This window comes from Enterococcus durans NBRC 100479 = LMG 10746 (assembly GCF_001544215.1).
Lineage (GTDB): Bacteria > Bacillota > Bacilli > Lactobacillales > Enterococcaceae > Enterococcus_B > Enterococcus_B durans.
In genome coordinates this window covers 20,227-44,385 of record NZ_BCQB01000008.1, presented here as the reverse complement: position 1 = coordinate 44,385, position 24,159 = coordinate 20,227, and the positions used below count along the sequence as shown (strand labels likewise).

Below are 24,159 nucleotides of genomic sequence, written 5' to 3'. Positions count from 1 at the left end.
AATTCTAAAGGATTTCAGGGTGTCTTTTCTATATTTTTTTATACAAAAAAAGATGTTGGCGAAGTTCACCAACATCAAAAAGTATAGAGCCAAAATTGAAAGGCATTTGAGGAGGTACTTGCACCTTCTCAAATGCCTTTCTGCTTTCCAATAACTAGATATATCAAACTTGGCAAGTATTTAAAGAACGCTATGTTCTTGATCTAACTTGATATTTATACTGCGGAATCTTTTTTGATATGTTTACGGTCGGCTAAAACATTGATCAACAATGCGGCTATCATTAGCGCTACCGAAACATAGTAGACTAAATGTAAGCCACTATATAAGATATGCCGTAATGTAGGTAATAGTTTAGCCGGTATACCTGCTGCTGTCTGCGGATTAACAATGCGGCTCATCATATCACTAGTCACACCACGATCATGGTACTGCTGTACGCCACTAACTAAATGTAAGTTAATGATAATGCCGTAAACTGAAACCATTAACGTTTGACCCAATGTTCGACAAAGTGTATTAAAAGAGGAAGCTACACCAATTTTATCTTTAGTGACAGAATTTTGTGAAACAACGGTGGTAGTCGTAATGACCATACCGAAGCCAATACCAATGAAAGCAGCAATCACTAAGAATTGAATGAAATGAGTTGTTTCCGGTACAATTGCTAACATAAAACTACCAATCACTAATATTAGCAAACTCCAAAATAAGATCAAGCGTGGTTGGTATTTAACCAATAGACTGCCAGCAAAAAGCGAAGCGATTACCCACATTATTGAACTTGGTGTAAGTACGAAACCAGCCATTGAAGCCGGCAAACCTAAAATTCCTTGCATCCACATAGGCATGTAGACATTAAAGCCCATCAGAAAGCCACTAACGAGAGCTGCCACTATATTTTGGACATTGAAAGTCTTATTTTTAAATAAATCCAATGAAATAATCGGATCGACCGCTCGTTTTCAGTACGAATAAATAGCCAGAAACACAATACTGCTATAATAAATAGACTAACCAACAATAACGTAATGCCTTTTTCCATAATTTGAATAGCACACATAATCGTCAAAAGTGTCAACATCAACCAAATACTACCCCAATAATCAATTGGTGTATGGCTAGTTTTACGCTCTTCATCAAAGAATTGCCAAATTAACCAGATTGTTACTAAACCAATTGGTACATTTAGGAAAAATATCCAGTGCCAACTTAATTTTTCAACAATGAAACCACCTAATAATGGTGCTACCACTGAAGCAATCCCCCAAGCTGAGCTATTAAATCCTAAAACTTTAGCTCGCCGTTCTAGCGGATAAATATCGGCAATGATAGTGTAGGAAACCGGCATAATTGCGCCAGCACCAATCCCTTGTAATGCACGGAAAATAATTAAGGCCGCTATATTCTGTGCTAACCCACATAGAGCAGAACCAATAATAAAAATAGATAAGCCAATAATAAAAATTGGTTTGCGACCAACTCGATCAGCTAACTTACCATAAATCGGGGTTAACATCGCGCTAGTCAATAAGTAAATTGAAATAATCCAGCTCATCATGTTCAAACCATGCAAATCACCAACAATGGTTGGTATCGCCGTTGAAACAATAGTGCCTTCGATCGCGGACATAAAAGTCGCAATAAAAATAGCAATGGTCACGATCATAACGTTTGTTTTGTTTTTATGCATAATATTTCTCCTCTTTTTACCACAAAGTCAATTCTTGGGAACTTAGAAACTATAACTCGATAATTTAAAACTGTCAAGTAAAGTGACAACGATGTTCTTTTTGACGACATATTATTAAGTGCATGATAATCTTATTAGTAGTGAGCAGATACAGAGGAGTTTGAAAGCTTCTAGGACCTAAATACTGTAATTTCTCTTGTCAACAAATATGACAATGGTGTATTTTTTCTTGACATGCATGTTGAATGTGTGACACTATTAATAATAGTAAGTAGATATGGAGGAATTTTAAAATGGGTTTGCAAGCTAAACTTGGTATTGATGTTGATAAATTAATCTTGGGTATCAGTGAAGTTCGTCAGATGAGCGATGTTTCTTTGCGGCAACTGCGCTATTGGGAGAAACGTGGCTACATTAGTTCTTTACCAGAAAAAGAAGGCGCCAGTCGGCAGTATAGTTTAAAAACAACTATCCAGATTATGGGGATTAAACATTTTCTTGATGAAGGCTATACCTTAGCAACGGCAGTGGCTAAAGTGACTGAGTTTGGTGAACGTCATGAATTAATCCACCAATTTTTGAGCCAACGACTTGAAGACATCATTGAATTAGATGGTGAGATGGCAATAGACTTCGGCGATTTTGACGCAGATCAACGGATTTATGGTGTGTTGCATAATGGTCAAGCTGAATTTAAATTAAAAGCTAAATAATAATGGCTTTTTATCAATGAGTGGTGGTACACTTATTTGATATAAATCAAATAAAGGAATGAAGAAAATATCCTAATAACCAAGGCCGTTATATTGCCTGTGATGTTTAGCTGAGCTTTTCGCTACTATCGTTGACGGTAATCGTCACCTTAGAATTTTCTAACTGAGAGGAATTTGTGGGAAAAGACTTGGGTTGGCTGTGAGCTGGCACTAGGACTTCACGTGTGGTATCTTTGAAAGATTGCTTTTTCCCTCGACAAAATTAGTATAGAGATCGTAGTATTGTAGTTTTTGTGTTATTCATTTTGATCAGCTTTAGTGGTTGAAAGATAAAAAATTTGCTTAAGGCTATTCATACTGTTGAATTAATTTGTTTGACTAGTCAAATTATCATTGGTTAATTACTGGATTATCGTCTCTTTTGGACTAACTAGAAGAGCAATGGACAAGGAATCCCTGTTTTCTAAAACCTGATATTTTTCTGTCTGAACAATATTCATAAAGTTATTAGGATTATTCATTAGACTCCTTTGGTAGAGTAAAGTTTTTGTTGACTAAATTTTACCAAATGTGGGTCTCATTTTGATTTGAAATAAAGAAAAAGTGTTGGTAGAAAATCGATTTCGATTTCCAGCAACAAAAGATATTATTGAACCGTTCTTTGTCTGTCTTTTTCGCGTTGTAAATGATAGGATTGAAAGTAGTAGGAAACGAAAAAAGTAGTAGAAAGGCGTGAGGTGATGAAACGAAAACTGTCTAGACGAAGTGTTACCGCAAGTGTGATTTTTGTAGGTACATTGATTGGCGGGTTTGTCATAGCACAACAATTACCTGAATACGAAAATGTCATCCTGACTATTTGTCTATTAGTCATGTTTTTTAGAATGAAAATAACTGATTTTATACTAAAAACGAACAAAAAATCAAGAATATCTGCATGACTACAATATCTATTCGCCTCTGCCAGGCGTGAAAATCGCTTATTTAGGCGGTATAACAGTAAATGGTGTGATATAAACTACATCGTTTTTGCAGAAAGGGTAGGATTATGAAAGAAATCGAAATCAAAGACAGAACTCCTTTGCTTGTCGAGCAATTGGTTGATGTATGGGAAAAATCGGTAAGAGAAACGCATCTTTTCTTATCAGGTGAGGAAATAGAAGAGATAAAAAAATTTGTGCCGACTGCCTTGATGGCCGTGCCACACTTACTTGTTGAAACTGATAAAAATGCAATGCCTGTCGCTTTTATGGGAATTGATGACGGAAAACTGGAAATGCTGTTCATTGCTCCAGAAGAGCGTGGCAGAGGATTAGGTAGAAAGCTGTTGGGATATGGAATGACAAAATATGGTATAAAAGAACTCGTTGTCAATGAACAAAATCCACAGGCAAAAGGATTTTATGAACATATGGGATTTAAAGTTCGTGAAAGGTCAGAGATGGATGAACAGGGAAATCCGTATCCTATCTTGTTTATGGAAATAAGTTAAGTGATACAGTGAAATATTACATTTTTAAAGACAGCTGACAATAAAATAAGCTGTCTTTTTTTATGTGTCAAAAACTAGCTGAGTCAGCTAACTAACTACACTTCTCAAAGTAACAAAGCTATGCTACATAATTGCTGTTTAATCGACAACGATTGGGGCTATTTCAGAAATTAAATTATGAGTGTCCAGAAACGTGTGATGTATGAGTATGATATACTGTTGTACATTTAAGCTCATTTAAGTTATTATTAAAATGAACTTAAAATCACTTATTGCAGTAAGGAGAGTTCTATCGATGAATCAACAAAAAAGATTGCTGATAATAATGGAAAGAATAAAAAAAGAACAATCGTTAACTTTACAAGACATTATGCAACTTACAGGTGCTTCTAGAGACACGGCTAGAAGAGATACAATAAAACTAGCGGATAACAACCTTGTGATTAGAACTTACGGAGGTATCAGTTTAGCAAATTCATTTAATAAAATAGATGGATATTTAGGACGAACAGATCAAGAACTTCAAGTAAAAAAGCAAATTGCTCGAGAAGCAAGTAAATTATTACTTGAAAAACAAAATATATATTTAGATGTGTCGACCACAATCTCTCTTTTGCCCCAGTATTTAGCGAATAGAAACATAAAAAAAGCTGTAACGAACTCGATTGACATTGCTGATCAATTTTTAAAGACTACTTCAATCCCTACTACAATCCTTGGGGGAACATTAAATAAAGAAAGCCGTTCAGTTACTGGTGGATACCCAATCTGGGAATTAACTAAGTATCGGTTTGATATTTCTTTCTTAAGTTGTGCAGGTATAAATAATCAAGGAATCTATTATGCCCATGAAGAAGATATAGCAATGAAGCAGGCAATTAGAGAGAAAAGTAATAAAATCGTACTGCTATGCGACCATACAAAAATCAACTTATCTCATAATTATCTTATCTACACGTTTGAAGAACTCGACTACTTGGTAACCGATAAAAAAATTCCTGAAGAATTAGCCGTTAGAATAGGAAAGAGTAAAATCATTTACACAAAGGAGAAAAGCTATGATTAAAACGATATTACATTATATTTTAGGTATTCCCGGAAGAGATGCGATTAAAAAGTTTGTAAATACTGAGGAAGAAGAGGAGACTCTCTTATCAAAATGGGGTGAAAACGTACTTTTATTAGCAGATAATGCTCAAGTTTTTCCGCATATAGAAGAAACATTACAGATATTGCACGTAAAAGAGATTCAATTAGGACTTGTTACATCTAAAACAAAGGAAGAAATGAAGAATGAATTTGACCGATTTGATTTAAATCAGTATTTTGATATACAAATTACAGCTTCAGATACTAACTTGCATAAACCTTTTCCAGATCCAATACAAAAGGCAATTGACGAGCTCAATGTAAAAAAGGAAGAGACGATTTATATTGGTGATTCATTATATGACATGCAAAGTGCGAAAGCATGTGGAGTCACTTTTGGTTTAGCTAAATGGGGAGCCCAAAATATTGAAAATTTTCAAAATGTCGACATAGTTATTGACTCTCCTCAAGAAATACTTGATTTGTTAGAAAAATAGAAAAAGAGTGTGAGAGAAGAATGATATGCTCCCCTATATAGGAATTTTATATTTCTGTGTCCACTAGACGGGAAGTGCATCATAGTGTCTCACACTCTTTTTTTAAGTGTGGGACAAAACTAAAAATCATTTTTGCCATAGACTTGTGAATAAACGAAAGTTCAAAAGTCAGTTTTTTCGGAAATTTCAAAAAAGAGGCTGTGACAGAAGTGTTTAACTCCGAGAAATAAGCCGAAATTAACGAAAATTGCTTTTCAAATTTTTGTGAATTTCGGCTTATTTAAGAAGAAGTTGCTTCTGCTCCCACCGTTTATTCGTTTTTAAAGAATGAGACAAAAGTGTTTCTTACTTTTGTCCTACGATTTTTCTCTCCAATTTCTCAAATCGAAACGACTTTTGTCTCGATCTCATTTTAGAATATGAAATAGTGAAAAAAGAGCAAAATACGACAAGTAAAAATTAGTACAGTTGTAAAAACAGATTTTTCTCATAAAGCGAGTAAAAATATTGCTTTTTTTTTGGTTTTAAGGGATTATATAGCTAGAAAATGGCAATTGTCCATTATTTCATTGATTAATCAGAAATTTTTAGCTGATTTAGTAGTTGCTTATTTATTATTATTAAACAGATTTTAGAGGTGTTATAATCTTAGATTGGAGAGTTGCCATGATTGAATTGAGGAATGTTTCTAAGCGATATGAAAATACCCAAGCGTTGCAATCGATTGATTTTTCTGTCGGAGAAGGAGAAATTATTGGAATCGTTGGGAAAAGCGGCTCAGGAAAATCTACACTGCTTCGCTTGTTGAATCTGATGGAGGACCCGAGTTCGGGAAAAATACTATTTGATGGCATAGATAGTCAAACTTTCACAAGAAATGAGCGTCGTCAGCAAAAACAACGGATGGGAATGATTTTTCAAAATTATAATCTATTGGATAATTTACGCGTATACGAAAACATGGCATTACCTTTGAAATTACAAAAAAAAGTCAATGGGGATAAACTTGCACAATTATTAGACTTTGTTGATATGAACCACAAAGCGCAAGCTTACCCAGCCAATCTTTCTGGAGGAGAAAAGCAACGGGTTTCGATTGCCAGAGCACTAAGTAGAGATCCTCGTATCCTATTATGTGATGAGGCGACCAGTTCATTGGATGAGGAAAATACTGAAAGCGTTATACGCCTATTGCAAAAAACGCACGAAGCGTTCCAATCGACTATTTTCTTTGTAAGTCATGAACTTGAAACAGTCAAAAGCCTCTGTAAACGGATTCTCGTTATGGAACATGGAGAACTGATTGGCGAATTATCCAACAATCCCGAATACTTTGAAGAGGAAAATCTTACTTATTTTGAAAAGATAAAAAGGGGGCTTGACCATTGACACATACTAGTTTTATGGAGTATTGGCCCGCATTGCTAACAAGTTTGAAGGAAACAGGGATCATGATGTCGATTTCAATGGTGATTTGCCTTTTGCTTGGCTTACCATTAGGCTTGAGTTTGTTTCTGACAAATCCAAAAATGAAAGGTCATCACCCATGGCTGTATTGGTTACTCAATTTTTTAGTTACAGTTGTCCGTTCATTTCCATATTTATTGTTTGTGATTGCCTTGATTCCCGTTACACGTTCTGTCCTAGGGAAAGCTTTTGGCCCTGTTCCTTCATCCGTTCCATTGAGTATCGTAGCAATTGCGATTTTTGCTCGGTTAGTCGAGCAAGTACTATTAGATGTACCAAAAGAGATTGGTGCTCTGGCTAACTCCTTAGGAACATCCAGATTACAATATGTTTGGTATTTTTTATTAGTTGAAGCACGTAGTGGATTAGTATTGGCTTATACGACCACGACCGTCAGTATGGTTTCCTATTCTACCGTTATGGGAGTCATTGGTGGTGGCGGAATTGGCGATTTCGCTGTACGTGTAGGTTATCAGCGTTATGAATACGGTATGATGTATGTCGCCATCGTGATCATGATTGCGTTGGTCTTCATTTTACAAATATTCGGTAATTTCATTGCCCAAACACTAGACAAACGAAAATAGGAGGAAAAAGAATGAAAAAGGTTTATCTGATTGTATTGGCTGCTCTTGCAACTGTGATTTTGGCTGCTTGTGGTGGAGGTAAAGAGGGGAAAGAAGACAAAGAAATCACGGTAGCTGTCCAGTTAGAATCATCAAAAGATATTTTAGAAATTGCGAAAAAGACAGCTGAAAAAGAAGGCTACACAATCAATATCATGGAAGTTAGTGATAATGTCGCATATAATGATGCCGTCCAACATGATGAAGCAGATGCGAACTTCGCACAGCATGAACCATTTATGGAGATGTTCAATAAAGAGAAGAAAGCTGATCTTGTAGCTGTTCAACCGATTTATTATTTCTCTGGAGGATTTTATTCTAAGTCATATCAATCAGCAAATGAATTACCTCAAAATGCCAAAGTAGGGATACCTAGTGATCCAACGAATGAGGGCCGCGCATTGGCAATCCTTGCTAAAAATGGGGTAATCACATTAAAAGAAGGTGTAGGATTTGATGGGACAGTCGCTGCTATTGTAAAAAATCCTAAAAATCTTACATTTGAAAGCATTGATTTATTGAATTTAGTAAAAGCCTATGACGAAAAAGATATCGCTATGGTCTTTTGTTATCCTGCTTATTTGGAGCCCGCTGGTTTAACGACTAAAGATGCGGTGCTATTAGAAGATGAAGAAGCAAGTGAACATTACGCATTGCAACTCGTTACGCGTGAAGGTGAAAAAGACAGCGAAAAAATCAAGGTACTCAAAAAAGCAATGACTACCCAAGAAGTAGCAGATTACATCAAAAATAATTCAAAAGGTTCAAATATTCCCGCTTTTTAGATTTTAGCTAAGGAGTACAGTTAACTTTCTAACATAAAACTCTTCAAGTACAGTAAAAATGATGGCTCCCCCGATAATGGGACAATAAAACAATCAATGATTTTTTTGAACTACTCTTTCATCTTTGGAGAGTAGTTTTTGCTATATCAAAGGATAGTAAAGACCTGGTATAATTGTTGACTTTTCTACAAAAAAGAAATACGGTTAAAAAAACTGTCAATTTTTTAGGAGTGAGTGCTGTGATTTCATTAAAAGACAAATTTTTAAAAGAAAATATTCCTTTTGAACTATATGACTACCGGGCGATTTATACGAATGAAGATGCACTAGTCGTGAAAAAAGAGCAAGGATTTACTGGAACGGAAACAAAAAGCCTCTTTTTGAAAGATAAGAAAGACAACTATTACATCTATTTGACCTTTACCACTAAAAAAAGCGATTTTAAAAAGGTAAGTAAGCTGATCGGCAAGAGAGTTTCTGTTGTTTCTGCAGAAAAAATGGAAGAATTGACAGGTCAAAAACCAGGTGCTGTTTCTCCGTTTGGCTATACGTTCTATGTACCTGTAATCATTGATGAAGAATTACTATCCCATCAAAAAATCGTCTTTGCACCTGGAAGACCTGATCAAACGATGGTCGTGGAAGTGGCGGATCTAGAAAAAATCATCCGAGTCTTAGGGTTGGAAGTCTACTATTTACCAGTGGGAGAATAAAGAATATCTGAAATTTTACGAGAAGTTGGTGTTTTTGCTCGTTCTTTGGCTTCAATCATTAATGTTGAGTTCAAAGAGATCCATTTGAATGAAGAGCAATAGTTGCCTCTAGCAAATATGAGTCATTCATCTTCCCTGCATTGATGCCAAGAATAACACGCATTGGATATTGAATCCTATACACCAAGCTTGGATAGGGTCGAATCATCTAGTGTTCCAACATGAGTCATTGCCCAAAAAGTTTAGAGGGATCCGCTCGCTTTGAATGGGAAAAAGAATTTAATAGGTGCCAACTTAGCTATGGGGGAAGTACAAAAGAAGATCTATTTTGTTACACGCATCGAATTCTTGAACGTTTGTATTCGAAAAGAACGTGGGACAAAAGTATGAAACACTTTTGTCTCATTCTTTAAAAAATGAATAGACGGTGGGAGCAGAAGCAACTCCTTCGGAAATAAGCCGAAATTTACAAAAATTTGAAAAGCAATTTTCGTGAATTTCGGCTTATTTCTCGGAGTTAAACACTTCTGTCCCAACCTCTTTTTGATTGCTCATTTTTGATGCGAAAAGGGAACGAGACTAAAAACAACCATTCAGTAAGGGAAGGGATTGTATCTTTTTTCTATGTTGGGTGGTTGTTTTTTTGTTGTGGTGTAGTTATCGATAGGCGGAGGACGCTAACTTTTGATCTGTATCAGCCCCAGTTCAAGCCCTTTGATGATGGCAGATACTGTTGAGTTCACCTCTAATTTACTGTTGATAGAGCAGATATGGGAATTGACAGTACGGCGACTTATAAATAATTTTTTAGCAATTTCATGCTGTGTCTGTCCAGTAGCTGCTAGTTTCAAGACTTCCAATTCTCTATCCGTGATTTTATTTGCGATTGATTGATTTGGTGACAAGAGTGTATGACCTTTGGAAATAAATTTGATTTTGGTGATCAACTCATCTAGAGAAGCAGTTTTATTTATAAAGGCTTTTGCACCTATCTTGAATGCCTCATTACGATAGGCTTGTAAATCATAACCAGAAAGAAAAATTAGTTTAGTATGTGGGACTTGTTCCATAATTTCTTTTCCGACAACTAATCCGTTGACACTACCCATACGGATATCTAACAGAACAATATCTGGTTTATTTTTAATAATAACTTTTAAAATATCAACTTTTTCCGAAAAAATATCAAATCGTTCAAAATAAGTGGACAAGGAAAACTGCATCGCTTGGGCAAAAAGTGTATGATCATCAAATAAAATAATATGCATGTGGCTAGATCACTCCCCATCGATTGGAATCATAAATGTAGTACTTAGGCCGTTGATTTGTATGTATGCTTTTCATTTTAGGAATAGCAAAGTCCTTCATTTTTTGCTACTAAGTTGGCGAAATCACGAAGAGAATGAGTTCCTTATGAAACGTGTAGTTTGGATGTATCCATTCCATTTTACTGTATTTAAATTTAATTGAGAATCCGTATATTGTGCAATTTACAATATAGAATTTTACACAATGTACCGATGCTTTTTTAATTCGTTGTGAGATAAACTTAAAGAAAAATAATCTGTGGAATAGAGGGGAGTTCCTTATAGAATTGAGTTACAAGGACATGGATCATTATGGAGTAGTAATGCTAGTAGTAGTTGGTATTAAAGCAAGGAGAAAATAGGATGCTGAAGCTGAGTGATTTTTCAAAGAGTTTTGGAAGGAAAGTACTTTTTGAAAAGGTTTCGTTCACTTTTTATCAAAATGTAACTTACTATATTTACGGGGAAAATGGTATTGGAAAAACGACCTTGTTCCATTGTATATTGGGACAAGAAAAATTTGCTGGAATGATCGATAAAGAAGCATCTAGTATATTTTGTGTTTTTGATGATACGCCATTCTTTTTAAATTTGACTGGAGTGGATAACCTGGTTTTCTTTACAAAAAATAAAAATATACGATTTGAGATAGAAAAATTAGAGTCTTCGTACTTATCGAAAGGATTGCTGTATAAATCACGTGTAAGAACCTATTCTTTAGGCGAACGAAAGATGTTGGCTTTACTACTTGTGAGATTGCTCCATCCTAAAATTCTCTTGTTAGATGAAGTTCTAAATGGATTGGATCAAATGAATCGATTGCTTCTTTTCAAGACGTTAAAATATTTAAAGAAACAAGGAACGTTGATAATAATGAGTGGGCATGAATCACTGTATTTAGAGCTTTGTGATGAGCATTTATGGGTAAAGAATAAAACGATCGAAGTTGTACCGGAACACAAAGTGCGTACATTATTTGCTGTCGTAGAAGAAGGTGGGTCTGTTGCTGAGTGAACTGCATTATCAATGGAAGTCAAAAAATTATTTGATTTTTTTAGTGATTTCGATTTTTGTGACTGCAATGATGTATCTATCCCAAAGAAATCTGGTGAATAGCCATTTAGGCAGTTTTTATCAAGCAGTGGAGGATGCCGTAGCAAATGGTGAAAACATTACTCAACTGTTAGACGGAGATTTTCGTTTAGAACGTTCTAAAAACATAGAAATAATCGATAATCCTACAAAATACTATTTTATGGCATATCAAGCAAGTTTAGTAGCGATGTTACCTAAAAACGGAATCAACCAATTATTGTCTTCTTCGTTTTTTATTATTTTTCCCTTTATGAGTGGTATTTACGGAGTTGTTATCGCGAACGCAGAAATAAAATATGGAACGAACAAAGTGCATCGAACAATCTGTTCGCAGTGGCAAATCAACCAGTCGAAACTAATTGCTAGTATGGTAACTCTGACTAGCGTATTAATTATTTCAATTATGGGTTTCGTTATGTTACAGCTATTGACGCCTTGGTTATTCCCAGTGGAAGTAATTCCCTTGATAGAGTTAGACAGCATAAATCAACTCTCTTTTATGCATCATTCACTCTATCAGTTCCTTTTTGTTTTAGGAAATAGCCTGATCTATCTTTTGATTATGTTCTATCTTACTTTAGTTACAAAAAATATGTTAGTGAGCCTATTTGTACTAAGTACATATACTCTGTTTTTACCGATATTAGGGAAATTTGACTTGAAAAATATCATTCTGACAATTTATCCGAAAGTGTTCAACACGAATGCGACTACTTTTCATATAAATGAAGGTATTGATCTATCATTGAACATCTGGGTAGTGTTGTTCCCGATTTTTCTGTTGCTCGTATACGGCATCATCATGGAAAAAATTTTACGTTTCAAAGGTACAGGTTAAAGGTATAGGCTAATAGTTTCTTCCAAATGACTATCGTCTAAGAGAGGCACTTGATTGAGCTTATTTTCTCGTGTATGGGTATTTTAGAAGAAATGATGCCACAGACTATACTTCACGGATGGATTGGAAACATGTTTGCTTCTATGTATGATAAAATCAACGAGTGTGTATCAACAGTAAGAAACATTTTACTTCGCGTTTTAAAAAACGAATAAACGGCTGAAACAGACGTAGCTCCTTTGGTTTATCTTTCGGAGTTACTTTTGTTTCAGCCGTTTTTTGGATAAGCGTTACTCTTTTTCTAGTTGATTGATTTTTTCTTCTTCAGGTGTCACGATGATCGTTTTTTGATTCTCATAAATGACAAAACCTGGTTTTGCTCCATTTGCTTTACGGATATGTTTGACTTGAACAAGGTCAACAGGTACCTGAGCCGAGTGACGGTATTTTGAGAAGTATGCGGCTAATTCGGCAGCTTGTGTGATTGTTTCATCTGTGGGTCGATCACTTTTGATAATAACGTGTGAACCTGGGATATTTTTTGCATGGAGCCAATAATCCGTCTTTTTCGCCGTTTTCATCGTTAACTGATCATTTTGTAAATTGTTTTTCCCAACTAGGATCAATGTGCCATCTGAAGAACGGTATTGATCGGGTTGCGAAGGTTTTTTTCGTTTTTGTTTTTTCTGTGTCTTCTTTTTTAGATAACCTTCAGCTGTTAATTCTTCTTTGATTACTTCGATATCCATTGGTCCAGCAATCTCTAATTGAGAGAGGACAGATTCTAAGTAATCGATCTCGCTTTTGGCTTCTTCGATTTGCTGGCCGATCAACTTGACTGCATTTTTCAGTTTTTGATAGCGATGGAAGTACTTTTGTGCGTTCTGATTAGGCGAGAGTGCAGGATCAAGTTTGATTTTGATTGGTTGGTCTTCTTCATAATAGTTAGGGAGTGTTACTTCTGTTGCGCCTCTTGGAACCTGTGTCATGAAGGTAGTCAACAACTCGCCGTTTCTACGATAACTTTCCGCATTCTCAGAATCTTTCAGCGTTTGTTCTCGTTTTTTTAGTTTATTTTTGTTTCGTTTCAATTCATTCTCGATTTTTCGGATCAATTCGCCACCTTGTTGCTTTGCACGATCTTTTTCAGCTTTGTCATGATAAAAAGCATCAAGTAATGTACTGAGGGAGTCGTATGTTTCTTCAGAAGTGGCTGACTTTGCGAAATAGTCGTAGGCGATGGGTGTGAAATAATCTTTGTTTTCCACTTCATAATAATGCGGAGCTAGTTTCTTTTCTACAGTGGAAAAAAAAGTTTGCCAAACGAGCATTTTTTCATTTGGTCGTTCTGCTAAACGTGCGACTAGTTCCTGTGCGGTATCAAAACCAAGTCCTTTGAATTGTTGCTGGAGCGCTTTTGGTGAAAGCTCGGTTTGTGACAGACGATGAAAGATTTTTTCGTTGTCTGCACTAAAAGGATCAAGTTTTTCTTGCTCGGGAGGTGAAACGTACTCAACCCCAGGAAGCAATGAACGGTAGGTATTTTGAGAGCTTCCTATGTGTTTGATCGCATCTAAGATTTTACCTGTTTCTTTATTGACCAAGGCGATCGTACTATGACGACCCATCAATTCAACAATCAACACAATATTTTGCAGGTCTCCAAGTTCATCTCGTTTAGAAAAATGGAAATGGATCACTCGATCATTATCGATTTGTTCGATTGCTTCTAAAATTGCACCATCTAAATATTTTCGAAGCATCATGACAAAATTAGGCGGATTGTCGGGATTTTGATAGTCGATTTGTGTGATTTGCACGCGTGCATAACTAGGATGCGCGGACAATAACAAGCGATGATTTTTACCGCGTGAGCGGATAACTAAAATGATTTCATTTTCATAAGGCTGGTGGATCTTGGAGATTCGACCAGACAGTAGAGTTTCACGCAATTCATTGACCATTGCATGGGTAAATACTCCATCGAAGGACATGGTTCATTCCTCATTTCTTTTCATAAGTAGTTCTATTATAACGAAAAAAAGGCAGAAAGACCAATTTGCAAAGTGTGGGCATAAAAAGCGAGATTCTCTAAACAAAATGGAGGAAGAGTAAAAAAAGTAAAGGTTTCTTTTCATATCTTGGCAGTTTTTAGCTATAATAAAAGAAAAGATGAAAAGAAGGTGACAGTGGCTTGGCGATGATTGAAGAATTGGGCAAAAGAATCAAGGCAAGTTATACTCATTTTGCTGCAGATTTTGCAGAGAATCCAACAACATATTTTACCCGAGTACTGTTGGTATTGTTTTTTTCTGGGATGCTTACCATCATGATGTTTGTTTTTCCAGAAAAAATCAGAGAGGAACAAATCGATAGTTTAGTCTATGCAGATATTACATCTACCAAACTGCAACCTTTAGTTTTAAGTGATGCTTCCAAGACGATTGCTGAAAATAAAGCAATTTCTGTGATGTTCTGTGTACCAAAGGGTAAGCAATATGAAACGTTATTGGCAATTTTTAATGATCCAAAAGAAATGGAAGAATTGAATCGGCCGATTTATTTTTATCCGCTTATTTACGATATAAAGGAAACGGAACAAAAATATAAGATCAATCAGGAGAAACCCACGGTGATCTTTTTTAAAGACGGTAAAGAAGCAAATCGCTTGACGATAGAAAAAAAGGACAATCAAGCAAAGTTAGCACAAGAAATGATTCCAGAATTGAACCGACTTCCGTTAGCAAATATCAAAAAACTAGAGGATGAAATGGCGAAATCAGAGTCCGCCTCGACAAAAATAACAGAGGATCAAACAAATACAACCACTCGTTCAACTGATGATAATTGAGAAGAGCAAAAATAAAATTGTAAAAAGTAGTTGACGTATAGGATAAATTCGATTAGACTAATATCAATTATTAAGGAAAGGGTGATCCACAATGAACTTATCAAACCAATTTTTAGCAGTAACGAATCAAGCTTGGCGTAACTGGCGTAGATAAGTTGTATTGATGGCGAACTTTTACCGTAGATACAACTTTTTAGAGTACAAATCTAAAATTTGTATCTATGCTAGACAAGAAATTTGACTACCGCATAGATAACGTCTATGCGGTTTTTTGTATGTAAAAAAACAATTGCCGTCTAGGTAATTGTCTTTTTTTCGTAAGTTCGTATGTAAACCAATCTTGAATAATTAGTCATTAAGGAGTCCATGGGGGGAAAGAAAATGAAAAATAAGCGATTGATAACAGTAGTAGCACTTATAATGATTTATTTAGTCGGAACATTCATTTATGAAAAAATAAATGATTCTTCCACAGAATCAGCAGAAAAAACAACAAAAACAACAGTAGTTGGGGTATTACAATATGTGAGCCACCCAGCATTAGACGAGATTTATCGAGGAATCAAAGATGGATTGAAGCAGTCGGGCCTTGAAGAAGGAAAAAATCTGGAAATCAAGTTCCAAAACGGTCAAGCAGATCAAAGCAAACTAGCAACGATGAGTCAACAACTGGTTCAAGCGGACCCTGATGTATTAGTTGGGATCGCGACACCAGCAGCGCAATCCTTAGCGAATGTGACGACAAAGATTCCGTTAGTATTAGGTGCTGTGACCGATCCCGTGGGCGCAGGGTTAGTGAAATCCCTTGATAAACCAGGTGGAAACATCACAGGTGTATCGGATCAACCCCCTGTAGAAGCACAAATCAAATTGGCATCAGAAATTTTACCTAATGCGAAAAAAATCGGGATTCTTTACGCCTCTTCTGAAGATAACTCAAAATATCAAGTGAGCCAAGCAGAAGCAGCGGCTAAAAAAGAAGGATTGACTTCTGTAAAATATGCTGTTCCATCAACAAATGAAATTGCTCAGACAGTCCAAGTGATGAGTCAACAAGTCGACTTCATCTATGTTCCGTTAGACAATACGATTGCGAACGCTATGCAGACCGTAGTGAAGGAAGCCAACAAATCAAAAATACCAGTTATTCCATCTGTTGATACGATGGTTGAACAAGGTGGATTAGTAACAATCGGCATCAACCAATATGATTTAGGCGTACAAAGTGGAAAAATGGCAGCAACGTTAGCAACAGGTAAAGAAAAACCAGCATCAACACCTGTTTACGTTTTTGATAAAGGCGATACGATCATCAACGAAAAACAAGCGGAACTCTTAGGGATAACGATCCCAGATAAATTAAAGAAAAATGCGAAAATCGTTTCGAGTGACACAACAGAAACGTCAACAAAGGAGGATGAAAAATGATCGTATCAGCAATTTCACAAGGGATGTTATGGGCAATTTTAGGTCTGGGGATTTTCATGACGTATCGAATTCTTGATTTCCCTGATATGACAACAGAAGGTTCATTTCCACTAGGCGGAGCAGTTTGTGTAACAGCAATCACTTATGGAGTCACACCGATTTTAGCAACGATTCTAGGCGTACTTGCAGGTATGGTTGCCGGATTGGTCACAGGTCTTCTTTATACAAAAGGAAAGATTCCAGTAATCCTTGCAGGGATTCTAGTGATGTCAGGTTTGAATTCAGTCATTCTCTTTGTGATGAAAACACCTAATCTATCATTGTTGAATCATCCGATTTTACAAGATACATTTAAAGGACTACACTTGCCAGATTATTTCGACACTGTTTTACTAGGCTTGATTGCTTTAGGTATTTTGATCAGTGTTTTACTCTTCTTTTTCAATACAGATTTAGGTCAAGGTTATATTGCAACTGGGGATAATGAAACAATGGCACGTTCACTGGGAATCAAGACTGATCGCATGAAGATCTTAGGATTGACACTATCGAATGGCGTGATTGCATTATCAGGTGCATTGATTGCCCAAAATGATGGTTATGCGGATGTCAATAAAGGGATTGGCGTGATCGTGATTGGTTTAGCTTCTATCATTATTGGCGAAGTGATTTTCCAAGAATTGACATTAGCAGAGCGTCTGATTGCTATTGTGGTCGGCAGCATCATCTATCAGCTGTTGATCTTGATCGTTATCAAACTTGGATTTGACACGACATACTTAAAACTATTCTCAGCAATCATCTTAGCAATTTGTTTGATGATTCCACAAATGAAGAAAGCTTTGAATCTTAAAACTGGATTCGAAAAGGAGGTCTAGTTATGACAGCAATCATCACGATCAAAAATGGAAAAAAAGTAGTTAGTAATGGGATGCATGAAGAAAAAATATTACTAGAAGATATCAATTTGACAATCAATGAAGGAGACTTCATCACGGTACTTGGTGGAAACGGTGCAGGAAAAAGTACACTTTTCAATACCATCGCAGGCACGTTGGAACTCAGCCAAGGGACGATTTCTTTTAAAGATCAGCTGATTACCAAATACCCAGAAGAGAAACGAGCTGCTTTTCTCTCACGTGTTTTTCAAGATCCAAAGATGGGGACTGCTCCTCGAATGACCGTTGCTGAAAATTTATTGCTTGCTCAAAATAGAGGGAAAAAGCGAAAATTCCGTTTGCGCAATTTAAAGAACCAAAAAGAACAATTCTTCAAATTATGTCAAGAGGTAGGAAATGGATTGGAACAACATCTTGATACCCCGGCTGGAGAGCTTTCAGGCGGGCAACGTCAAGCATTGAGCCTTTTGATGGCAACTATTGAAGCTCCTGAATTGTTGTTATTAGATGAACATACCGCTGCACTTGATCCTAAAACAGCGAAACAGCTGATGACACTAACAAATGAACGTATCACGGGACAAAAGTTGACTTGCTTGATGATCACTCACCGTATGGAAGATGCGTTGAATTACGGGAATCGCTTGATCGTGTTACAAAAGGGACGTATCGTTAAAGATTTGACGAAAGAGGAAAAAGCACAACTTTCCATGAGCGACTTATTACAATTCTTTGAAGAAGTATTAGACTAATTACTTTTATTTAGTTGATAGGCAGTACGTCAAGTCATCTGAACTTTGACTTTCTTAGAGTACAGATGTGTGCTACCTTATATAATTTTACCTGAAATGATTCACTGCCATCCATGTCTTCGTACTCCTCATGCGAACGATGACATCTGATGGCAGTTTGTATAAAAGGAGGAACATCATGATTTCTGGAAAAACAAAATTGGCCGGTTTTTTTGCTTCACCTGCTTCACATAGTTTATCGCCAATGATGCACAATACATCTTTTGAAGCCTGTGGTGTCGATGCCATCTATTTGGCTTTTGATGTCGATCAAGAAAGTCTTGAACAGGCGGTGGCAAGTATCCGCACATTTTCTATGCTAGGTGTCAATGTTTCGATGCCAAACAAAACAGCAGTGATTGATTATTTAGATGAATTAAGTCCTGAAGCTAAATTGATTGGAGCAGTGAATACTATCGTGAATCGCGAAGGTCGCTTGACTGGTTATAATACAGATGGGATGGGCTTTGTACGTTCTGTAAAAGAAACTGGGCATTCAATCGAAAATCGTAAAATCACTGTTCTTGGAGCCGGTGGCGCTGCAAAAGCAATCATTGTCCAAATGGCCTTAGAAGGCGCGCGGGAAATCGTCGTTTATAAACGAAAAAATGCGACTTTTCTATCTTTGAAGAGTTATTTCGATCAGGTCGCAGCTCAAACTGGATGTCTGATCCGTGTGTGGGATTATGCGGATGAAGGTCAGCTTGGTAAAGATCTCTCATCATCAGATGTATTAGTGAATGCGACGGATATCGGGATGGGGACAAAAAAAGACAGTTTACCAATTGCGAATGTCGGATTGTTACATGCTGATCTAGCGGTATTCGATTTGATCTATTCTCCTAAAGAAACAAGACTGCTTCAAGAAGCAAAGAAGATTGGTGCGAAAGGATACAATGGTTTAGGGATGCTGATCCATCAAGGGGCGATTGCGTTTGAACTCTGGACACAAAAAGAAATGCCAGTACAGTTAGTGAGAGAAAAGATCGAGGGAAGATAAATGATAATAATAATGAAGAAATCTGCAACTAATAGTGAAGTCCGCAAAGTCATTGAAAGAGCTGAAAAAGAAGGACTAACTGTCCAAGTGAACCAGTTAGAGAAACAACAAGTCCTTGGACTAGTTGGAGATACACGGTTGATCCAAGATGTAGCTTTTCTACGTTATGAAGGAGTAGAAAATGTAGAACGGATCACGAATACGTATAAGTTAACTTCTCGTATCTTTCATCCTCAAGATACAGTCATGGATGTCAATGGTGTGAAAATCGGGGCTGGAAATTTTGTAACGATGGCAGGCCCTTGTTCCATTGAAGGTTTAGAGCAGATACGAGAAACGGCGAAAATGGCCCAAAAAGGTGGTGCGCAGATCTTACGGGGTGGCGCATTTAAACCGAGAACTTCTCCTTATGCTTTTCAAGGTCTAGGAGAAGAAGGACTCCGCTACATTCGCCAAGCAGCAGATGAATGTGGGATGCAGGTGATCACAGAAGTCATGGATGAAGGACATATCGACATGGTGGCGCACTACAGCGATATTTTGCAGATAGGTGCACGTAATATGCAGAATTTTCGCTTATTAGAAGCAGTCGGGAAAACGGGCAAGCCGATTGGATTGAAACGTGGTATCTCTGGAACCATTGATGAATGGTTGAATGCCGCTGAATATATTGCTGTTCAAGGAAATCAAAAAATCATTTTTATCGAACGAGGCATTCGGACATATGAAACAGCTACAAGGAATACTTTCGATCTTAGCGCAGTCCCAGTCATCAAAAAATTAAGTCATTTTCCAATCATCGTGGATCCTAGTCATGGGACAGGCGTGTGGGACCTCGTTTCCCCAATGGCTAGAGCTGGAGTTGCAAGTGGAGCAGACGGCATGATCGTTGAGATCCATCCTGACCCAATTCATGCTTGGTCAGATGGTCCGCAATCATTGAATGAAAAACATTATCTACGGATGATGAAGGAAGTCAAGATCATGACAGACGCCATGAAAAAAATCAAAGAAGAGAATGCTTAGAACTGATTTCGTTATTTTTTATTAAATTGTTGTCATTTTCAGTGTTTTTGATTCCTTGATATCGTATTCTTTAATTATATATGAAACAAGGAGGAACGAACATGAGTCGGATGGATCGCTATAAGAACATCCATAAAAAAGCAAAACCTCTTAAAGACGATTCAAGCAGTATCTTTAGAAGAGAACGAAAAAAAGAAAAGTATGTTGAACAAGATGATGCTATACGTATCTATCAAAATCATCAGGAATCTTCCAACAGGTTTGATGAGAAAGAGGCGGTACATCAGCGGCAATCAACACCCTACACCTATCAAAAAGCAACTGAACAAGAGGAGTCTACTTTTAAGAAAAAAGGCTTCTTCCACCGTAACAAAGGGATAAAACCACCGAAACAACGAAAAAAATATTCCTGGAAAAGAATCGTACTAGGAATCATTTTCTTTCTTCTTATTTACTCGATTGGTTCGTTCTTTGTTGGCAAGTTTGTTGCAGAACATGATAAAAGTCTTGAAAGTGCAACGACGGAAACTTTTAATGGTGTCCAATCTTCGAGTGGGGCCAATAATATCTTGATCCTAGGTAGCGATACGCGAGGAGAAGATGCTGGACGGGCAGATACGATCATGGTCTTACAATTAGACGGACCTGCCCACAAACCTAAACTGATTTCCTTTATGAGAGATAGTTTTGTGACGATCCCCGGCGTCGGGCAAAACAAGATCAATTCTGCTTATGCTTATGGTGGCGCAGATCTTGTAAGACAGACACTCAAAGAAAACTTTGGGCTCGACTGTCAGTATTACGCAAAAGTGGATTTCAAATCTTTTGAGAAAGTGATCGATGCATTGTTTATGACCGGTGTTAAAATCGATGCGGAAAAAGATCTAAATCTTGATGGAGTGGATATCAAAAAAGGAGTCCAAAAAATGGATGGACACGTCCTTCTTCAATATGCTCGTTTCAGAATGGATGAAGAAGGGGACTTTGGTAGAGTAAGAAGACAACAGCAAGTAATGAATGCTATTTTTAGTCAGCTGAAAAATCCATTGAATCTTATTCGTGCGCCTTATGCGGCTGGTAAAGCAATCGGCTATACGTCAACAGATGTTACTGCGCTGTTCATTACCAAAAATCTTTTCTCGATTGCTCGTGGAGCAGGAGGGATCGATCGATTAAGTGTTCCTGTAGACGGTTCTTGGAATTACGGAAATAGCGAGTATGCAGGAAGTATTTTAGTCATTGATAATGAGGCAAATAAATCGGCAATCAGTGAATTTTTAAGTAAATAAAGCAAAATCGTTTATACGAATTGAGCGGATGAGATGAAAGTGATGGTTACTTTTGTCTCGTCCGCTTGTTTTATTGATAGCTAAGAAATCAAATCATCTCAAAGATAGAAAATGTAACTCAAAAAAGAGGTTCAGCAAGCTGATTTTTGAGAACTGGCAATACTTAGTCGATTTCAGACTATTCGGTTTTATTTTTAGAGGATCGGAAAGAGCGGACTACCTTTTTTCACAAGAAAACGATTTTCTTATTGTCAGATACGAATGTTTGTTCCATAATAAAGAAGTCTGAAAAAAGGCAGAGATAACGGAGGGAGAAGCAATGAAAACAGTCATTCTAGCTGAAAAGCCTTCTCAAGCAAAAGCATATGCTGAAACGTTCAAGCAAAGGAAACGTCACCCAGGATATTACGAAATCGCTGATCCTTTGTTCACTGGTGAAGTTACGATCACTTACGGATTCGGTCATCTAGTCGATATGTTGCCTCCTGGTGCTTACGAAGAGCGTTGGGCGAAATGGTCTTTGGCGAACTTACCGATTTTCCCCGAGGAATTTCGCTACGAAGTACCTGCGGATAAACGTGAGCAATTCTCAATCGTAAAAAGAGAGCTTCAATCTGCAGATACGATCATCATTGCAACTGATGGGGATCGTGAAGGAGAAGCAATTGCTTGGTCGATCATCATACAGGCAAAAGCATTCACGAAAAAAAAGAAATACCTTCGTTTATGGATCAATTCACTGGAAAAAGAAGCGATTTATGAAGGATTCAAGCAACTTAGACCGGGGGAGCATTATTTCTCTAAGTATAAAGAAGCAAAAGCAAGACAAAATGCGGATTGGCTGATTGGTATGAATGGCAGTCCTTTATATAGCTTGTTACTACAACAAAAAGGGATCGATGGCAGTTTTTCTTTAGGGCGTGTCCAAACCCCAACGCTTTATATGATCTATCAACTGCAAGAAGCGATTAGAAACTTCAAAAAAGAACCTTATTTTGAAAGTGAAGCGAAAATCGTTTCTAAAAATGGCCGATTCATTGGGAAGATGGACCCGAAGAAAAGCTTCAAGACATCAGAAGAGTTAGTGAAAGAAATCGAACGGTTAGGGGCACATCTAGGGAAACAGCCTGGAAAAATCTTAGATGTATCAAAAAAAGAGAAACAGCTCAGCAGTCCACGTTTATTTTCTCTATCAAGTTTGCAGTCGAAAATGAATCAGTTGATGAAAGCAAGCGCAAAAGCGACACTCGATGCTGTCCAAGGATTATATGAAAGTAAATTTTTAAGTTATCCTAGAACAGATTCTTTTTACATCACAGAAAATGAATACCAGTATTTAGTAAGAAACCTTGCCAAGTACAAAACATTTTTAGGTATCGAAAATGTTCCAACGCCCGATACTTATGCGAAGAAAAGGTATGTTGATGCGAAGAAAGTGCAAGAACACCATGCAATCATTCCAACAAAGACGATTCCTTCAAAGGAACGTTTTGCTAAATTATCTCGTTTGCAACAAGCAATCTATCTTCAAGTCGTACGAACTACGATCGCCATGTTTGCTGAAAACTACATCTATGAAGAAACAGTTATTCAGACAGGCGTAGAAAATTTACGATTGAAAAGTACTGGTAGAATTCCTGTCAAAAAAGGGTGGCAGGCTATTTTAGAAACAAAAAATAAAAAGAAAGACCTCCAACAATTGCCAGTAGTTGAAAAAGATGAGGTCGTTGAAGTTGATTTGGCGAGTATCGAAAAAGAAACACAACCGCCTAAACCTTACAACGAAGGTACGCTGATCACTGCCATGAAAACAGCGGGAAAAACGCTGGATGACGAAGAGGCACAAGAAATATTGAAAGAAGTAGAGGGGATCGGTACAGAAGCAACCCGAGCCAATATCATCGAAAACTTAAAGCAACGTCACTATATCGAAGTCAACAAGAATGAAATCACGGTGACTGCCAAAGGGATTACCTTGTGCAAAGCTGTAACAGATGAGCCGCTATTGACCAGTGCAGAGATGACAGCCCGTTGGGAAGGTTATCTCAGAAAAATCGGAAATCGCGAAGGAACTCCAGAAGTGTTCCTTGAAAATATCAAAAAATTCATTCTTTATTTATTGGAATCTGTTCCAAAGCAAATCGAAAAAGTCGACTTGTCTAAAGAAATCACTGGCTCAAGACAAATCAAAGCAATGGAGAAGAAAAATGATCAATTGGGACATTGTCCTAAGTGCAAACAAGGGATCATCATGCTGTATCCTAAAGTGGCAACTTGTACAAATCCAGCTTGCGAATTTAAACTATGGCCAACGATCGCGAAAAAGAAATTGACTAAAACAAATTTGCGAGAGTTATTGTCTAAAGGGAAAACTAGCAAAGTCATCAAAGGTTTTACAGGCAAAAAAGGCAAATTTGATGCTGTGTTAGTGTTGAAAGATGATCTCACGATCGGTTTTTCATTTCCTTGGATGGACAAAACAGGAGACACAAAAAAAGAGACTTAAAGTGATTCACATTCAGATAGTACGTAAAAGCCGCACTACCAATACACGAGCAAA

21 protein-coding genes and 2 pseudogenes are annotated in these 24,159 nt (G+C 37.1%); 19 read left to right on the top strand and 4 right to left on the bottom strand.

The annotated features are described in order from the left end of the window. Positions 1 to 215: 215 nt before the first annotated feature. Positions 216 to 1,693 (bottom strand): annotated as a pseudogene (locus ED2_RS03745) (MDR family MFS transporter). Between the two features lie 293 nt (positions 1,694 to 1,986). Here ED2_RS03745 and ED2_RS03740 point away from each other — a divergent pair. The 9 genes from ED2_RS03740 (at position 1,987) to ED2_RS03700 (ending at position 9,075) form a co-directional block, all read left to right on the top strand. Beyond that, positions 1,987 to 2,406, top strand: a complete 420-nt coding sequence (locus ED2_RS03740) for a MerR family transcriptional regulator (RefSeq protein ID WP_005876074.1) — start codon at positions 1,987 to 1,989, stop codon at positions 2,404 to 2,406. 740 nt (positions 2,407 to 3,146) lie between these two features. Next, positions 3,147 to 3,347: a hypothetical protein gene (locus tag ED2_RS03735; protein ID WP_005876072.1), complete on the top strand. Its 201-nt coding sequence runs from the start codon at positions 3,147 to 3,149 to the stop codon at positions 3,345 to 3,347. A 107-nt stretch (positions 3,348 to 3,454) separates the two neighbouring features. Further along, positions 3,455 to 3,898 carry a GNAT family N-acetyltransferase gene (locus ED2_RS03730; RefSeq protein WP_005876070.1) on the top strand — a complete coding sequence of 148 codons (444 nt, stop codon included), beginning with the start codon at positions 3,455 to 3,457 and terminating at the stop codon, positions 3,896 to 3,898. Between the two features lie 295 nt (positions 3,899 to 4,193). Beyond that, positions 4,194 to 4,964 (top strand): DeoR/GlpR family DNA-binding transcription regulator, encoded by a 771-nt coding sequence (locus tag ED2_RS03725; protein ID WP_005876068.1) that lies wholly within the window; start codon positions 4,194 to 4,196, stop codon positions 4,962 to 4,964. Then, a complete protein-coding gene (locus ED2_RS03720) occupies positions 4,957 to 5,484 on the top strand; it encodes an HAD family hydrolase (RefSeq protein ID WP_016176686.1) in 528 nt (175 codons plus the stop codon). The genes ED2_RS03725 and ED2_RS03720 overlap by 8 nt, the downstream gene beginning before the upstream one ends. Before the next feature lie 666 nt (positions 5,485 to 6,150). Beyond that, complete coding sequence (gene emtA / locus ED2_RS03715; protein ID WP_016176685.1) at positions 6,151 to 6,873, top strand: metal ABC transporter ATP-binding protein EmtA; 723 nt, start codon at positions 6,151 to 6,153, stop codon at positions 6,871 to 6,873. 14 nt (positions 6,874 to 6,887) lie between these two features. Further along, on the top strand, positions 6,888 to 7,538 hold the full coding sequence (emtB, locus tag ED2_RS03710; protein WP_034865179.1) for a metal ABC transporter permease EmtB: 651 nt from the start codon (positions 6,888 to 6,890) through the stop codon (positions 7,536 to 7,538). 11 nt (positions 7,539 to 7,549) lie between these two features. Next, the gene (gene emtC, locus ED2_RS03705) at positions 7,550 to 8,362 is read left to right on the top strand and encodes a metal family ABC transporter substrate-binding protein EmtC (protein WP_005876059.1); all 813 of its coding nucleotides are present in this window, start codon (positions 7,550 to 7,552) and stop codon (positions 8,360 to 8,362) included. Positions 8,363 to 8,601: 239 nt separating this feature from the next. After that, positions 8,602 to 9,075, top strand: coding sequence for a YbaK/EbsC family protein (locus ED2_RS03700; RefSeq protein ID WP_016176684.1), 474 nt, complete (start codon positions 8,602 to 8,604; stop codon positions 9,073 to 9,075). A gap of 419 nt (positions 9,076 to 9,494) precedes the next feature. On the opposite strand, the pseudogene ED2_RS16285 reads toward ED2_RS03700, so the two are convergent. Then, positions 9,495 to 9,623: pseudogene (locus ED2_RS16285) on the bottom strand (DUF3788 family protein); the annotation flags it as partial. Between the two features lie 129 nt (positions 9,624 to 9,752). Further along, positions 9,753 to 10,343 (bottom strand): response regulator transcription factor, encoded by a 591-nt coding sequence (locus ED2_RS03695; RefSeq protein WP_016176683.1) that lies wholly within the window; start codon positions 10,341 to 10,343, stop codon positions 9,753 to 9,755. 402 nt (positions 10,344 to 10,745) lie between these two features. On the opposite strand from ED2_RS03695, the gene ED2_RS03690 reads away from it, so the two are divergent. Together ED2_RS03690 and ED2_RS03685 are read left to right on the top strand one after the other, a co-directional pair. Further along, positions 10,746 to 11,396 carry an ATP-binding cassette domain-containing protein gene (locus ED2_RS03690; RefSeq protein WP_016176682.1) on the top strand — a complete coding sequence of 217 codons (651 nt, stop codon included), beginning with the start codon at positions 10,746 to 10,748 and terminating at the stop codon, positions 11,394 to 11,396. Beyond that, positions 11,386 to 12,315: a hypothetical protein gene (locus ED2_RS03685; protein WP_005876052.1), complete on the top strand. Its 930-nt coding sequence runs from the start codon at positions 11,386 to 11,388 to the stop codon at positions 12,313 to 12,315. Before ED2_RS03690 ends, ED2_RS03685 begins: the two co-directional genes overlap by 11 nt. A 290-nt stretch (positions 12,316 to 12,605) precedes the next feature. Here ED2_RS03685 and efbA read toward each other — a convergent pair whose 3' ends face one another. Continuing rightward, positions 12,606 to 14,309, bottom strand: coding sequence for a fibronectin-binding protein EfbA (gene efbA / locus ED2_RS03680; RefSeq protein WP_060789697.1), 1,704 nt, complete (start codon positions 14,307 to 14,309; stop codon positions 12,606 to 12,608). A 206-nt stretch (positions 14,310 to 14,515) separates the two neighbouring features. Here efbA and ED2_RS03675 point away from each other — a divergent pair, with 206 nt between their 5' ends. The 8 genes from ED2_RS03675 (at position 14,516) to ED2_RS03640 (ending at position 24,105) form a co-directional block, all read left to right on the top strand. Further along, positions 14,516 to 15,166, top strand: coding sequence for a hypothetical protein (locus ED2_RS03675; protein WP_051057954.1), 651 nt, complete (start codon positions 14,516 to 14,518; stop codon positions 15,164 to 15,166). 381 nt (positions 15,167 to 15,547) lie between these two features. Then, the gene (gene trpX, locus ED2_RS03670) at positions 15,548 to 16,594 is read left to right on the top strand and encodes a tryptophan ABC transporter substrate-binding protein (protein ID WP_016176680.1); all 1,047 of its coding nucleotides are present in this window, start codon (positions 15,548 to 15,550) and stop codon (positions 16,592 to 16,594) included. Beyond that, entirely contained in the window at positions 16,591 to 17,472 is an 882-nt protein-coding gene (locus ED2_RS03665) for an ABC transporter permease (RefSeq protein WP_005876043.1), read from the top strand. Before trpX ends, ED2_RS03665 begins: the two co-directional genes overlap by 4 nt. A 2-nt stretch (positions 17,473 to 17,474) precedes the next feature. Beyond that, positions 17,475 to 18,245: an ABC transporter ATP-binding protein gene (locus ED2_RS03660; protein ID WP_005876041.1), complete on the top strand. Its 771-nt coding sequence runs from the start codon at positions 17,475 to 17,477 to the stop codon at positions 18,243 to 18,245. Positions 18,246 to 18,423: 178 nt separating this feature from the next. Beyond that, positions 18,424 to 19,284, top strand: a complete 861-nt coding sequence (locus ED2_RS03655) for a shikimate dehydrogenase (RefSeq protein WP_005876039.1) — start codon at positions 18,424 to 18,426, stop codon at positions 19,282 to 19,284. Then, the gene (gene aroF, locus ED2_RS03650) at positions 19,285 to 20,310 is read left to right on the top strand and encodes a 3-deoxy-7-phosphoheptulonate synthase (protein ID WP_016176679.1); all 1,026 of its coding nucleotides are present in this window, start codon (positions 19,285 to 19,287) and stop codon (positions 20,308 to 20,310) included. 101 nt (positions 20,311 to 20,411) lie between these two features. Continuing rightward, entirely contained in the window at positions 20,412 to 21,599 is a 1,188-nt protein-coding gene (locus ED2_RS03645; RefSeq protein ID WP_060789696.1) for an LCP family protein, read from the top strand. A gap of 319 nt (positions 21,600 to 21,918) precedes the next feature. Next, entirely contained in the window at positions 21,919 to 24,105 is a 2,187-nt protein-coding gene (locus tag ED2_RS03640) for a type IA DNA topoisomerase (protein ID WP_060789695.1), read from the top strand. Positions 24,106 to 24,159 lie beyond the last annotated feature (54 nt).